The organism is Streptomyces sp. GB4-14 (genome assembly GCF_022696125.1).
GTDB classification, from domain to species: Bacteria; Actinomycetota; Actinomycetes; order Streptomycetales; family Streptomycetaceae; genus Streptomyces; species Streptomyces werraensis.
Map to the genome: position 1 here is coordinate 3,754,852 of NZ_RZHO01000002.1, position 12,517 is coordinate 3,767,368.

The 12,517-nt window shown below is 72.9% G+C and carries 11 protein-coding genes; 5 read left to right on the forward strand and 6 right to left on the reverse strand.

What is annotated here, in order from left to right; translation table 11 throughout:
• Window positions 1-53: 53 nt before the first annotated feature.
• The 5 genes from ELQ39_RS18595 to ELQ39_RS18615 form a co-directional block, all read right to left on the reverse strand.
• Window positions 54-680 (reverse strand): hypothetical protein, encoded by a 627-nt coding sequence (locus tag ELQ39_RS18595; protein WP_242595627.1) that lies wholly within the window; start codon window positions 678-680, stop codon window positions 54-56.
• Between the two features lie 203 nt (window positions 681-883).
• Complete coding sequence (locus tag ELQ39_RS18600) at window positions 884-1,717, reverse strand: S-methyl-5'-thioadenosine phosphorylase (RefSeq protein ID WP_190003096.1); 834 nt, start codon at window positions 1,715-1,717, stop codon at window positions 884-886.
• Window positions 1,718-1,853: 136 nt separating this feature from the next.
• Complete coding sequence (locus ELQ39_RS18605; RefSeq protein WP_026243722.1) at window positions 1,854-2,165, reverse strand: FmdB family zinc ribbon protein; 312 nt, start codon at window positions 2,163-2,165, stop codon at window positions 1,854-1,856.
• A 67-nt stretch (window positions 2,166-2,232) separates the two neighbouring features.
• Window positions 2,233-3,525: an MFS transporter gene (locus ELQ39_RS18610; RefSeq protein WP_190002844.1), complete on the reverse strand. Its 1,293-nt coding sequence runs from the start codon at window positions 3,523-3,525 to the stop codon at window positions 2,233-2,235.
• Window positions 3,526-3,749: 224 nt separating this feature from the next.
• Entirely contained in the window at window positions 3,750-5,231 is a 1,482-nt protein-coding gene (locus tag ELQ39_RS18615) for a potassium/proton antiporter (protein WP_391668713.1), read from the reverse strand.
• A gap of 322 nt (window positions 5,232-5,553) precedes the next feature.
• Here ELQ39_RS18615 and ELQ39_RS18620 point away from each other — a divergent pair, with 322 nt between their 5' ends.
• Window positions 5,554-8,370, forward strand: coding sequence for a penicillin acylase family protein (locus ELQ39_RS18620; RefSeq protein WP_242592899.1), 2,817 nt, complete (start codon window positions 5,554-5,556; stop codon window positions 8,368-8,370).
• A gap of 67 nt (window positions 8,371-8,437) precedes the next feature.
• Here the strand turns inward: ELQ39_RS18620 and ELQ39_RS18625 are convergent, their stop codons facing one another.
• The gene (locus ELQ39_RS18625; protein WP_277994702.1) at window positions 8,438-9,073 is read right to left on the reverse strand and encodes a 5-formyltetrahydrofolate cyclo-ligase; all 636 of its coding nucleotides are present in this window, start codon (window positions 9,071-9,073) and stop codon (window positions 8,438-8,440) included.
• Between the two features lie 92 nt (window positions 9,074-9,165).
• Between ELQ39_RS18625 and galU the strand changes: the two genes are divergently transcribed.
• From galU to ELQ39_RS18645, 4 genes are all read left to right on the forward strand, one after another.
• A complete protein-coding gene (gene galU / locus ELQ39_RS18630; protein WP_037640074.1) occupies window positions 9,166-10,077 on the forward strand; it encodes a UTP--glucose-1-phosphate uridylyltransferase GalU in 912 nt (303 codons plus the stop codon).
• Window positions 10,074-11,396, forward strand: coding sequence for a molybdotransferase-like divisome protein Glp (gene glp / locus ELQ39_RS18635; RefSeq protein WP_242592903.1), 1,323 nt, complete (start codon window positions 10,074-10,076; stop codon window positions 11,394-11,396). The genes galU and glp overlap by 4 nt, the downstream gene beginning before the upstream one ends.
• A gap of 86 nt (window positions 11,397-11,482) precedes the next feature.
• The gene (gene moaC / locus ELQ39_RS18640; protein WP_190002840.1) at window positions 11,483-11,998 is read left to right on the forward strand and encodes a cyclic pyranopterin monophosphate synthase MoaC; all 516 of its coding nucleotides are present in this window, start codon (window positions 11,483-11,485) and stop codon (window positions 11,996-11,998) included.
• Complete coding sequence (locus ELQ39_RS18645; protein ID WP_242592905.1) at window positions 11,995-12,516, forward strand: MogA/MoaB family molybdenum cofactor biosynthesis protein; 522 nt, start codon at window positions 11,995-11,997, stop codon at window positions 12,514-12,516. Before moaC ends, ELQ39_RS18645 begins: the two co-directional genes overlap by 4 nt.
• The last annotated feature ends 1 nt before the right edge of the window (window position 12,517 follow it).

The window sequence follows — 12,517 nt, forward strand, 5'->3', positions numbered from 1 at the left end:
GGGGGCGGGCGGGGTCGGACACCGGCCGGTCACGGCGCCCGGCGCCGCGCGCCTCACCACAGCGTCACCGCCAGCCGTGCCGTCGCGCTCGCGCCCGCCAGCTCGGCCGCCGTGTCGCGCGGCACCGACAGGACGACCAGGGCGCCCCCGTCGTCGCCCGGCGGCTCCGGCACCTCCGTGACCCGCGCCCCGCGCGCGACCACCCGCGCCTGTGAGCCGGACACCGTCTCCCCGGCCGCGATCACGTCGACCCGGTCGCCGGGCCGCAGCAGCCGGACCGTGGCCGCGTCGGCGATCCGCACCGGCGCGCCGACGGTCGTGCCCGCGCGCCGCTGCCGTACGGGACGGTCGTCGCCGCCGGACGCCATGGGTGTGCCGGCCGCCGCCCTGGCCGGCTCGGGGTGTCCGCGTGAGCGGTCGGTGTCCCTCGGGCCCGCCGCGACGAGCGCCGCCGCGGTCACCGCGAGACCGACCGCCACCGCCCGCCTCCGGTGTCGCGCCAGCCGGCCCGCGAGCGGCAGCGCACCGCGCACCCGCACCGGGTCGAACGGCGGCACCCCGCACGGCGGCGGCACATCGGCGCCGTGCGGACGCGGGAACGGGGAACGACGGTACGCGGACGACGCGGACGACGCAGAGGGCGCGGAGGGCGCGGAGGGCGCGGACGTCATGGACGACATGGACACGGGACCACCACCTGGGACGCGGGAACGGCTTGCGCACCCCACGATGAAGCCCCCGACGGAATCCCGCCGGGGGCTGTGAACACATCCTCGGTTGTGGAAAACCGCCCCACCCGAACGAGCGCCTCCGCGTTCCACACCTCCTTGGCGCCGCGCCTCCGCGCAGCCCGCCCGCCGCCGCGTGCGCGGCCCGACGCCGCCTACGGCAACGCGAACCCCGGATCCATCCCTCCCAGCGCCGACGCGCACAGACAGTCCCGCTCCTCCGTCGACGGCAACGCCGCCACCGCGTCGAACAGCACCCCCCGCAGCCGGTCCACGTTCGCCGCGAACACCTGCAGCACCTCGTCGTGGGAGACGCCCTCACCCGTCTCGGCACCCGCGTCCAGGTCCGTGACCAGCGTCAACGACGTGTAGCAGAGCTCCAGCTCACGGGCGAGCGCCGCCTCCGGGTGCCCGGTCATGCCCACCACGGACCAGCCCTGCGCCTGGTGCCACAGCGACTCGGCGCGGGTGGAGAAGCGCGGGCCCTCGACGACGACCAGCGTGCCGCCGTCGACCGCCTCCCAGTCCCGGCCGCGCGCCGCCTTCAGCGCGGACGCCCGTCCGGTGGGGCAGTAGGGGTCGGCCAGGGACACATGGACGACGTTCGGCACGGTGCCGTCGGGCAGCGGCAGCCCGTCGAAGTACGTGTTGACCCGGGACTTGGTGCGGTCCACGAGCTGGTCCGGCACCAGGAGCGTGCCGGGGCCGTACTCGGGGCGCAGGCCGCCCACCGCGCACGGGCCGAGGACCTGGCGCACGCCCACCGACCGCAGCGCCCACAGGTTGGCGCGGTAGTTGATGCGGTGCGGGGGCAGGTGGTGGCCGCGTCCGTGCCGGGGCAGGAAGGCGACCCTCCGGCCGGCCACCTCGCCGAGGAAGAGGGAGTCGCTGGGCGCCCCGTAAGGGGTGTCGACCTGGACCTCGGTCACGTCGTCGAGGAAGGAGTAGAAGCCGGATCCGCCGATCACGCCGATCTCGGCGTTCGCCATGTTCGCCATGGCCCGACCCTAACGGCACCCGGAAACGCCGGGAGGGAGCCCCGTCGGCCGTCCCTGGAGGCGCCGGAAACGCCGAGGGCCCCGCCGTCGGGAGACGGCAGGGCCCCGGGAAGCGCGCGTCAGGCGGTCAGGCCGCCGTCGTGCTCGTCGAGCTGCCGGAGGAACCGGACGAGGACGAGCTGGAACCGGAGTCCGACGACGAGGAGCTCGACGACGAGGACCCGGAGGACTTCGACGACGCCGGCGAGGAGCTCGACGAGGAGCCGCGGCTGTCGTTGCGGTAGAAACCGGAACCCTTGAAGACGATGCCGACCGCGGAGAACACCTTCTTCAGGCGGCCCTGGCAGCTGGGGCACTCGGTCAGAGCGTCGTCGGTGAACTTCTGCACCGCCTCGAGGCCCTCGCCGCACTCGGTGCACTGGTACTGGTAGGTCGGCACTGTCTTCCTCCTGGCACTCTCACTCAATGAGTGCTAACGACGGTCCATAGTGACGCATTCCGTGGGCCTAGTCCACTGCGACGGGCTCGCGGTGACCCATGCCACGTGCGACCGTACGCCCGCGCGGAGCACCCGCGAGCCGCGAGCGCAGCGCCAGCAGGGTCGCCAGGGCGAGCAGCGTGCCGCCCATCGGCACCAGGAATCCGGCGCCGTCCCACAGCCGGTCCTCGAACTGTCCGGCGACGGTGACGGCGGCGGCCTGGCCCAGCGCGACGGCGCCGGTCAGCCAGGTGAACGCCTCGGTGCGGGCGCCCGCCGGGACGAGGCTCTCCACCAGCGTGTAGCCGGTGATCAGCGCCGGGGCGATGCACATGCCGACCAGCAGGCCGAGCGCGCCCAGCAGCAGCGCCGAGTCGGCCGTCCACAGCGCGGAGGCGGCCAGCGCGAGGGCGGCGTAGGCGACGACCAGGCGGCGCTGCGGGGCGACCTTCCAGGCGATCGCGCCGCAGGCGAGGCCCGCGAGCATGTTGCCGGCGGCGAAGACGCCGTAGAGGACGCCGTTGAGGCCGGGTTCGCCGATGGACTCGGTGAACGCGGCCAGGGAGACCTGCATGCCGCCGAAGACGGAGCCGATGCCGAGGAACGTCACGATCAGCACGCGCACGCCGGGCACGCGCAGCGCGGAGGCGTGCCGTACGCGCGGGTGGCCGTCGGCGGTCGTGGCGACCGGCGGCTGGGTGCCCTTCTGGGCGGCGAACAGCAGACCGCCGACCAGGGTGAGCGCGGCCTCGGTGACCAGGCCCGCGGACGGATCGACCGTCGTGCACAGGGCGGTGGCGAGCAGCGGGCCGACGACGAAGGTGAACTCGTCGGTGACGGACTCGAAGGCCGCGGCGGTCGCCATCAGCGGGGAGCCCTTGAGGCGGACGCCCCAGCGGGCGCGGACCATCGGCCCGACCTGTGGCACGGAGGCGCCGGTGGGGACGGCCGCGGCGAACAGCGCCCACAGGGGGGCGTCGTTCAGCGCGAGGGCGGTGAGGGCGAGTCCGGCGGCCGCGTGCACCAGCACGCCCGGCACCAGCACGGCACGCTGGCCGTGGCGGTCGGCGAGCCGGCCGGTGTACGGGGCGAACAGCGCCATCGAGACGCCGGTGACGGCCGCGACGGCGCCGGCCGCGCCGTAGGAGCCGGTGGTGTGCTGGACGAGCAGCACGATGGACAGGGTGAGCATCGCGAACGGCTGGCGTGCCGCGAAGCCGGGGAGCAGGAACGTCCACGCGCCGCGGGTGCGCAGCAGGCGGCCGTATCCCGGTCGGGAGGTGGCCGCCGAGTCCTTCGACGTGGTGACCGTGGATGCCACGGCCCGTGCCTTTCCGCCACCTGGTAGCGCCCCGCGCGCGGTCGCGCGGGCACGCCGAGAGCTGTCCTCTTGCGCTGACTGCGGTAGATACCGGCGCCACAGCTCAGGGCGCCCGGCCGCCATACGGTCGCGCCAGCTCTGCGTCAGGCAGAGTTGGTCCGATCTGGGGTCGCTTCATGATACAGAGGTCGACGGCGTGCCCGCCTGTGAAAGTGAGCACCCTCTCAGCGTCCGGCCTGCGATCCTTCGGTGTCGCGGCCGTTGCCCAGCCAGCCGGCGAGCTTGCCGCCCCGGGCGACCGCGCGCAGCCGGCGCTCCGCCGCGTCCCGTACCGGGTCGGTGGCGACGACGAGGAGTTCGTCCCCGCGGCGCAGCATCGTCTCCGGTGACGGCACGAAGGACGTCCCGTCCCGCACGACGAGGGTGACCGCGGACCCGGCGGGCAGCCGCAGTTCGCCGACCTCGACGCCGTGCATCCGCGACCCGGAGGGGACGGTGACCGACAGCAGATGGCCGCGCAGCCGCTCCAGGGGCGCCGACTCGACGCCCAGGTCGGCGGCGCCGGAGTCGCCGAGCCGCAACAGCCGGGCCAGCGCGGGCAGCGTCGGGCCCTGCACCAGGGTGTAGACGACGACCAGCAGGAAGACGATGTTGAAGATCCGCTCGCTGCCGTCGACGCCCTGCACCATCGGGATGGTCGCCAGGATGATGGGCACGGCGCCGCGCAGTCCCGCCCAGGACATCAGGGTCTGCTCCTGCCAGGGCACCCGGAACGGCACCAGGCAGGCGACGACGCTGAGCGGACGGGCCACCATCGTGAGCACCAGCCCGACGACCAGCGCGGGCACGATGTCGTCGCCGAGCTCGTGCGGCGTGACCAGCAGGCCGAGCAGCACGAACATGCCGATCTGGGCGAGCCAGCCGAGCCCCTCGGCGAAGCCGCGGGTGGCGGGCCAGTGCGGCAGCCCGGCGTTGCCGAGCAGCATCGAGGCGAGGTAGACGGCGAGGAAGCCGCTGCCGTGGACGAGCGCGCCGGCCGCGTAGGCGGTGACCGCGATGGCCATGACGGCGATGGGGTAGAGGCCGGAGGCGGGCAGCGCCACGTGCCGCAGGCCCCAGGCGCCGAGCCAGCCGACGGCGAGGCCGATGGCGGCGCCGATCGCCAGCTCCAGGAGGATCTCGCCGATCAGCACGTACCAGTGCTCGACCGGACCGGCCGTGGAGAAGGCCACCACGAGGATCACGACGGGGGCGTCGTTGAAGCCGGACTCGGCCTCAAGGGTCCCCCGCACCCGCGCGGGCAGCGGCACCTTCCGCAGTACCGAGAAGACGGCCGCCGCGTCCGTCGAGGAGACGACCGCGCCGATGATGAGCGCCTGCCGCCACTCCAGCCCGATCAGCAGGTGCGCCGCCGTGGCCGTCACGCCGACGCTCACGGCGACGCCGGCCAGCGCCAGCGCGGCGGCCGAGGGCAGGACCGGTCTGATTTCGGTCCACTTCGTGCCCAGACCGCCCTCGGCGAGGATCACGACCAGGGCCGCGTACCCGATGACCTGGGTCAACTCGGCGTTGTCGAACTGGATGTCGCCGATGCCGTCCTGGCCGATGGCGATGCCGATGCCCAGGTAGACGAGCAGGCTGGGGAGCCCGCTGCGCGAGGAGATCCGGACCGCCGCCACGGCGACGAGCAGAACGACCGAGCACACGAGCAGGAGCTGGTTGAGGTGGTGGACAGTCAGCGGCGTTCCCTTCCCCGGCCCTGGCGCACCCGTGAGGGAGCGCGCGTCCGTCGCGGGCGATGCGCCCGCTTTCCGGGCGAACCGCTTCGATTGTCACGGCGAACTACTTCGTTACCTTACCTAACTCTTGACGCGTTCTTGACGCGAAAGGCGGCAAGATCGAACGCCCGTCCGGGCTGGTTCCCCACTCCGCGTCAAGGGGCGCGGAGCCCTGCGCCTATCGTTGCTCCAGCGCTCAGTTAAAAGCACAGCCCGACCTGCCGCTCGCGTTAGGACAGCAAGGACAGCGATGCCCACCGACACCACCGCCGCCGCCGCCTCCACGGGTCAGCAGGCCGCCGGCACGTCCGGCAGGAAGAAGGGGCGCAAAGGCCGCCTCCTCGTGCTCGTCCTGGTGCTGGCCCTGATCGGAGGCGTCGCCTACGGGGCGTACTGGTCCGTCAGTACCGTGCGCGCCTCCTTCCCGCAGACCAAGGGGTCGATCACCCTCGAGGGACTGTCCGGGCCCGTCGACGTCAGACGCGACGGCTACGGCATCCCGCAGATCTACGCCTCCTCCGACGAGGACCTGTTCATGGCGCAGGGCTACGTCCAGGCACAGGACCGGTTCTACGAGATGGACGTGCGCCGGCACATGACGTCCGGCCGGCTGTCGGAGATGTTCGGCGCGGGCCAGGTCGACAACGACGCGTTCCTGCGCACCCTCGGCTGGGACCGCATCGCGAAGCAGGAGTACGAGGAGAAGCTGTCCCCCGCCACCAAGAAGTACCTCCAGGCGTACGCCAAGGGCGTCAACGCCTACCTGGAGGGCAAGCAGGGCAAGGACATCTCCCTCGAGTACGCGGCGCTGAGCTTCGAGAACGACTACAAGCCCGGCGCGTGGACGCCGGTCGACTCCGTGGCCTGGCTGAAGGCGATGGCCTGGGACCTGCGCGGCAACATGCAGGACGAGATCGACCGGGCGCTGCTGACCAGCCGCCTCGGCCCGAAGCAGATCGCCGACCTGTACCCGTCGTACCCGTACAGCCGGAACAAGCCGATCGTGCAGGAGGGCGGCTACGACGAGGGCAGCGGCACGTTCGAGGCCGAGGGCGGCTCGGGTGACGGTGAGGGCGAGGGCGACGGGACCGGCTCGGGCGAGGGCGCCGGTTCGGAGCTCGGTGGCGGCACGGAAGGCGGCACGGGAGCCGGTGCGGAGGGCGACGCGGCCGGCTTCGAGAGCCAGCTCACCGGCCTCCAGCGGGTGTTGGAGGACCTCCCCACCGCCGTCGGCGTGAACGGCGACGGCATCGGCTCCAACTCCTGGGTCGTCTCAGGCCAGCACACCGTCTCCGGCAAGCCGCTGCTCGCCAACGACCCGCACCTGTCGGCCTCGCTGCCGTCCGTCTGGTACCAGATGGGCCTGCACTGCCGCGACGTCTCCGACAAGTGCCGCTACGACGTCACGGGGTACACCTTCGCGGGCATGCCCGGCGTGATAATCGGCCACAACCAGGACATCGCCTGGGGCCTGACCAACTCCGGCGTGGACGTCACCGACCTGTACCTGGAGAAGATCACCGGCGACGGCTACCAGTACGGCGACAAGGTGGTGCCGTTCGAGACGCGCGAGGAGATCATCAAGGTCGCCGGCGGCGCCTCCCGGAAGATCGTCGTGCGTGAGACCAACAACGGCCCGCTGCTGTCCGACCGTTCGGACGAGCTGGTGAAGACCGGCAAGAAGGCCACCGTCGACAGCGCGGCCCCCGACCGGGGCGACGGCTACGCCGTGGCGCTGCGCTGGACCGCCCTGGACCCCGGCCGCACCATGGACGCCGTCTTCGCGATCAACCGCGCCAAGGACTGGGACGACTTCCGCGAGGCCTCCGAGCTTTTCGAGGTGCCCTCGCAGAACCTCGTCTACGCGGACACCGAGGGCCACATCGGCTACACCCTGCCGGGCAGGATCCCGACCCGGGCGGAGAAGCACGACGGTTCCGTCCCCGCCCCCGGCTGGGACCCGGACTACGAGTGGACCGGCTGGGTCGACCAGGACGAACTGCCCTACGAGTTCGACCCGGAGCGCGGCTACATCGTCACCGCCAACCAGGCCGTCGTCGACGAGGACTACCCGTACACGCTGACCACCGACTGGGGCTACGGCGCCCGCAGCCAGCGGATCAACGACCTGATCCAGTCGAAGATCAAGGACGGCGGGAAGATCTCCACGGACGACATGCGGCAGATGCAGCTGGACAACTCCAGCTCCATCGCCAAGCTGCTGGTGCCCGAACTGCTCAAGATCGACGTCGACGACGAGCACGTCCGCGAGGCGCAGAAGCTGCTGGAGGGCTGGGACTACACCCAGGACGCCGACTCGGCGGCCGCCGCGTACTTCAACTCCGTCTGGCGCAACATCCTCAAGCTCTCCTTCGGGCACAAGCTGCCCAAGGAGGTGCGGGTCAAGGGCCAGTGCCTGTGGGTCGAGCCGGCCAACACCACCGGTCCGGCCGACGAGGCGGGCAAGGTCCGCGAGTGCGGCCAGCGCTCCGCGAGCCAGGCGCAGCCGGACGGCGGCGACCGCTGGTTCGAGGTGGTCCGCCGGCTGATGGCCGACGAGGACAGCGAGTGGTGGACCACGCCGAAGCGCGGTACCCGGCCCGCCGCCGAGAACCGCGACCAGCTGTTCAAGCGGGCCCTGATCGACGCCCGCTGGGAGCTGACCGCCAAGCTCGGCAAGGACATCGACACCTGGAGCTGGGGCCGGCTGCACCGCCTGTTCCTGGACAACCAGACGCTCGGCAGCGACGGGCCCGGCATCGTGAAGTACGTGCTCAACCGCGGCCCGTGGAAGCTCGGCGGCGGCGAGGCCACCGTCAACGCCACCGGCTGGAACGCCGCCGGCGGCTACGGGGTGGTGTGGGTGCCGTCCATGCGGATGGTCGTCAACCTCGGCGACCTCGACAAGTCCCGCTGGATCAACCTCACCGGCGCCTCCGGGCACGCCTACAACGCCCACTACGTCGACCAGACGGACAAGTGGGCCGAGGGCGAACTGCTGGAGTGGGCCTACTCGGAGAAGGCGGTCGAGGACTCCACCACCGACCACCTGGTGCTCAAGCCCTGACCCGCCGCCGCACCCCGCGGACACGACGGCCGGCCTCCACGCGCGCGTGGAGGCCGGCCCGCGTCTCTCAGGCCTCCGGGGCGGGCCGGCCGAACCGCCGCACCCCGGACGGGGTCACCACCGCGTCCACCGGCCGGTCGTGCGGCTCCTCCGGCACCCGCTCCACGACCTCCCAGTCGTACAGCAGCACCACCAGCGCCGGACGCACCCGCGCCCGCTCCAAGCGGGCGAGGACACGGTCGTAGGAGCCGCCGCCGCGGCCCAGGCGCATTCCGCGGGTGTCCACCGAGAGACCGGGCAGCAGCACGGCGTCCGCCTCCGTCACGGCATCGGGCCCCAGCCGCTCCCCGGCGGGCTCGAGCAGCGTCATCCGCCCGCCGCCGTGACGCGCGGGCAGCAGGGAGTCCGGGCCCCGGTACACGCCCCACGCCAGGTCGTTGTCGGGCAGCAGCGCGGGCAGCAGCACCCGCACGCCCCGGGCGCGCAGCGCGTCCAGCAGCGCCGGCGTGCCCGGTTCGCTTCCCACGGAGACGTACGCGGCCACCGTGCGGGCCCCGGCCAGCTCGGGCAGCGCGAGCGCCCGGCGGGCCAGGGCGGCGGCGTGCCCCTGAACGTCATCGGCCGTCAATCCGTTCCTCGCCTGGAGGACTTCGCGCCGCCGCGTGCGCTTGTCAGGTTCGGGCTGGCCCTGGTTCTGTCTCAAGTCGATTCCCGTACGGTCATAATGTGCTCATATGAGCATTTTTTCAGCGGAGTCACAGATTCAGTACAAAGACACCGGCTAGGGTGTCGCTCATGTCTCAGTCACACCCGCGGATCAGCAAGGCTGTCATCCCCGCCGCCGGCCTCGGCACCCGGTTCCTGCCGGCCACCAAGGCCACGCCCAAGGAGATGCTGCCGGTGGTCGACAAGCCGGCGATCCAGTACGTGGTCGAAGAGGCCGTCGCCGCCGGCCTCGACGACGTCCTCATGGTCACGGGCCGCAACAAGCGCCCGCTCGAGGACCACTTCGACCGCAACTACGAACTCGAGTCCGCGCTCGAGAAGAAGGGCGACGGCGAACGTCTCGCCAAGGTCCAGGAGTCCAGCGACCTCGCCACCATGCACTACGTCCGCCAGGGCGACCCCAAGGGCCTCGGCCACGCCGTGCTGTGCGCCGCCCCGCACGTCGGCGACGAGCCTTTCGCCGTCCTCCTCGGCGACGACCTGATCGACCCGCGCGACCCGCTGCTCCAGCGCATGATCGAGGTGCAGCAGGAGCACGGCGGCAGCGTCGTCGCGCTGATGGAGGTGGCCCCCGAGCAGATCCACCTCTACGGCTCCGCCGCCGTCGAGGCCACCACCGACGCCGACGTCGTGCGGCTCAGCGGCCTGGTCGAGAAGCCCTCCCGCGAGGAGGCGCCCTCTCACTACGCCATCATCGGCCGCTACGTCCTCGACCCGGCCGTCTTCGACGTGCTGAGCAAGACCGAGCCCGGCCGCGGCGGCGAGATCCAGCTGACCGACGCCCTCCAGCAGCTCGCCGCGGACGCCACGCTCGGCGGACCGGTGCACGGCGTCATCTTCCAGGGCCGCCGCTATGACACCGGCGACCGCGGGGACTACCTGCGTGCCATTGTCCGTCTCGCGTGCGAACGTGAGGACCTGGGACCGGACTTCCGGACCTGGCTCCAGCGATTCGTCACCGAGGAGATGCAGCAACGTTGAGCAGCGCCGCGCCCCGCACCGCAGAACCGGACCACCTCTGGTCGGTGGACGAGCACCTGGACGACATCCTCGCGACCGTCCGCCCGCTCGAACCCATCGAGCTGAACCTGCTCGACGCACAGGGCTGCGTCCTCGTCGAGGACATCACGGTCCCGGTCTCCCTGCCCCCCTTCGACAACAGCTCGATGGACGGCTACGCGGTGCGGGTCGCGGACATCGCCGGCGCGAGCGAGGAGTACCCGGCCTCCCTCGAGGTCGTCGGCGACGTCGCGGCCGGCGCGGCCGACCCCCTGCACGTCGGGCCCGGGCAGGCCGCGCGCATCATGACCGGCGCCCCGCTCCCGCCCGGCGCCGAGACCGTCGTCCCCGTCGAGTGGACCGACGGCGGACTCGGCGAGGGCCCCGTCGCCGGGATGCGCGCCCGCAGCCTCGCCCCCGAGGGCGCCACCGGACAGGTCAGCGTCTACCGCCCCGCGCCCGCCGGCGCGCACGTGCGCGCCCAGGGCAGCGACGTACGGGCCGGCGACCGCGTCCTGGAGGCCGGCACCGTCCTCGGCCCGCCGCAGATCTCCCTCCTCGCCGCCGTCGGCCGCGGCACGGTCCGGGTGCGCCCGCGCCCGCGCGTGGTGGTCCTCTCCACCGGCAGCGAACTCGTCCAGCCCGACGAGCCGCTGCGCCCCGGCCAGATCTACGACTCCAACAGCTTCGCCCTCACCGCCGCCGCCCGCGACGCCGGCGCCATCGCCTACCGCGTCGGCGCCGTCGCCGACGACGCCGAGACCCTCCGCGACACCATCGAGGACCAGCTCGTCCGCGCCGACCTGATGGTCACCTCCGGCGGCGTGAGCGTCGGGGCGTACGACGTCGTCAAGGAGGCGCTCTCGCACGCGGGCGACGAGGACGAGCCCGGCAGCGGCGTGGAGTTCCGCAAGCTCGCCATGCAGCCGGGCAAGCCGCAGGGCTTCGGTTCCATCGGCCCCGACCACACCCCGCTGCTCGCCCTCCCCGGCAACCCGGTCTCCTCCTACGTCTCCTTCGAGCTGTTCGTCCGCCCCGCCATCCGCGCCCTGATGGGGCTCGAGGACGTCCACCGGCCGCGCGTGCGCGCCGAGCTGAGGGCCGAGAAGGCACTGACCTCGCCGAAGGGCCGCCGCCAGTTCCTGCGCGGCCGGTACGCCGACGGCGTCGTCACGCCCGTCGGCGGCGCCGGATCGCATCTGGTCGCCGCCCTCGCCCGGGCGAACGCGCTCGTCGTCGTCCCCGAGGACGTCCAGGACGTGGCGCCGGGCACCGAGGTCGAGGTGGTCCTGCTCGGCTGAGCAGCGCCCGTTGGCGGTACCGTGTCGCGCACAGCAGGCCCGCGCCCCGCACCGCGACGGGCCAGGACCGGGAGCGCCACACCATCATGACCGTGCCTTCCCGGGGGGACACCCCCGGACCCACCGACGACCAGTCCCGTCTGACCCACATCGACGAGGCGGGCGCCGCCCGCATGGTCGACGTGTCCGCCAAGGACGTCACCGCGCGCACCGCACGCGCCACCGGCCGCGTGCTCGTCGCGCCGCGCGTGGTCGAGCTGCTGCGCGGCGAGGGCGTGCCCAAGGGCGACGCGCTCGCCACCGCGCGCATCGCGGGCATCATGGGCGCCAAACGCACCCCCGACCTCATCCCGCTGTGTCACCCCTTGGCGCTGTCCGGTGTGAAACTGGACCTGTCGGTCGCGGACGACGCCGTGGAGATCGCGGCGACCGTACGGACGACGGACCGCACGGGCGTCGAGATGGAAGCCCTCACCGCCGTGTCCGTGGCCGCGCTCACCGTGATCGACATGGTCAAGGCGGTCGACAAGGAGGCGGTCATCACGGACGTGCGGGTGGAGGAGAAGACGGGCGGCAAGTCGGGCGACTGGAGCCGGTCATGACGCACCCCGCGACCCCGTACCGGGCCCTCGTCGTCACGGCGTCCAACCGCGCCGCCGCAGGCGTCTACCAGGACACGGGCGGCCCGCTGATCGCCGAGGGTCTGAAGCGGTTCGGCTTCGCCGTCGACGGCCCCCAGGTGGTCCCCGACGGCGACCCCGTGGAGGCCGCCCTGCGCGCGGCCGCCGACGCCGGGTACGACGTCGTCGTCACCACCGGCGGCACCGGCATCTCGCCCACCGACCGCACCCCCGAGGCCACCCGCCGGGTGATCGACCGCGAGGTCCCCGGCATCGCCGAGGCCATCCGCGCGTACGGCCGGGACAAGGTGCCCACCGCCGCCCTCTCCCGCGGCCTCGCCGGCGTCGCGGGCACCTCGCTGATCGTCAACCTCCCCGGGTCGAGCGGCGGGGTGAAGGACGGTCTCGCCGTCCTGGAGCCGCTGTTGAGGCACGCGGTGGACCAGCTGCGCGGCGGGGACCATCCCCGTCCGGACGCCGACGACGGGGGTGCGCGCTGAA

Coding starts and splice junctions, on each gene's coding strand:
- moaC (WP_190002840.1), top strand. CDS start 11,483: ATGACCGTGCCTTCCCGGGGGGACACCCCCGGACCCACCGACGACCAG.
- ELQ39_RS18620 (WP_242592899.1), top strand. CDS start 5,554: ATGCCCACCGACACCACCGCCGCCGCCGCCTCCACGGGTCAGCAGGCC.
- galU (WP_037640074.1), top strand. CDS start 9,166: ATGTCTCAGTCACACCCGCGGATCAGCAAGGCTGTCATCCCCGCCGCC.
- ELQ39_RS18595 (WP_242595627.1), bottom strand. CDS start 680: ATGTCGTCCATGACGTCCGCGCCCTCCGCGCCCTCCGCGCCCTCTGCG.
- ELQ39_RS18600 (WP_190003096.1), bottom strand. CDS start 1,717: ATGGCGAACGCCGAGATCGGCGTGATCGGCGGATCCGGCTTCTACTCC.
- ELQ39_RS18645 (WP_242592905.1), top strand. CDS start 11,995: ATGACGCACCCCGCGACCCCGTACCGGGCCCTCGTCGTCACGGCGTCC.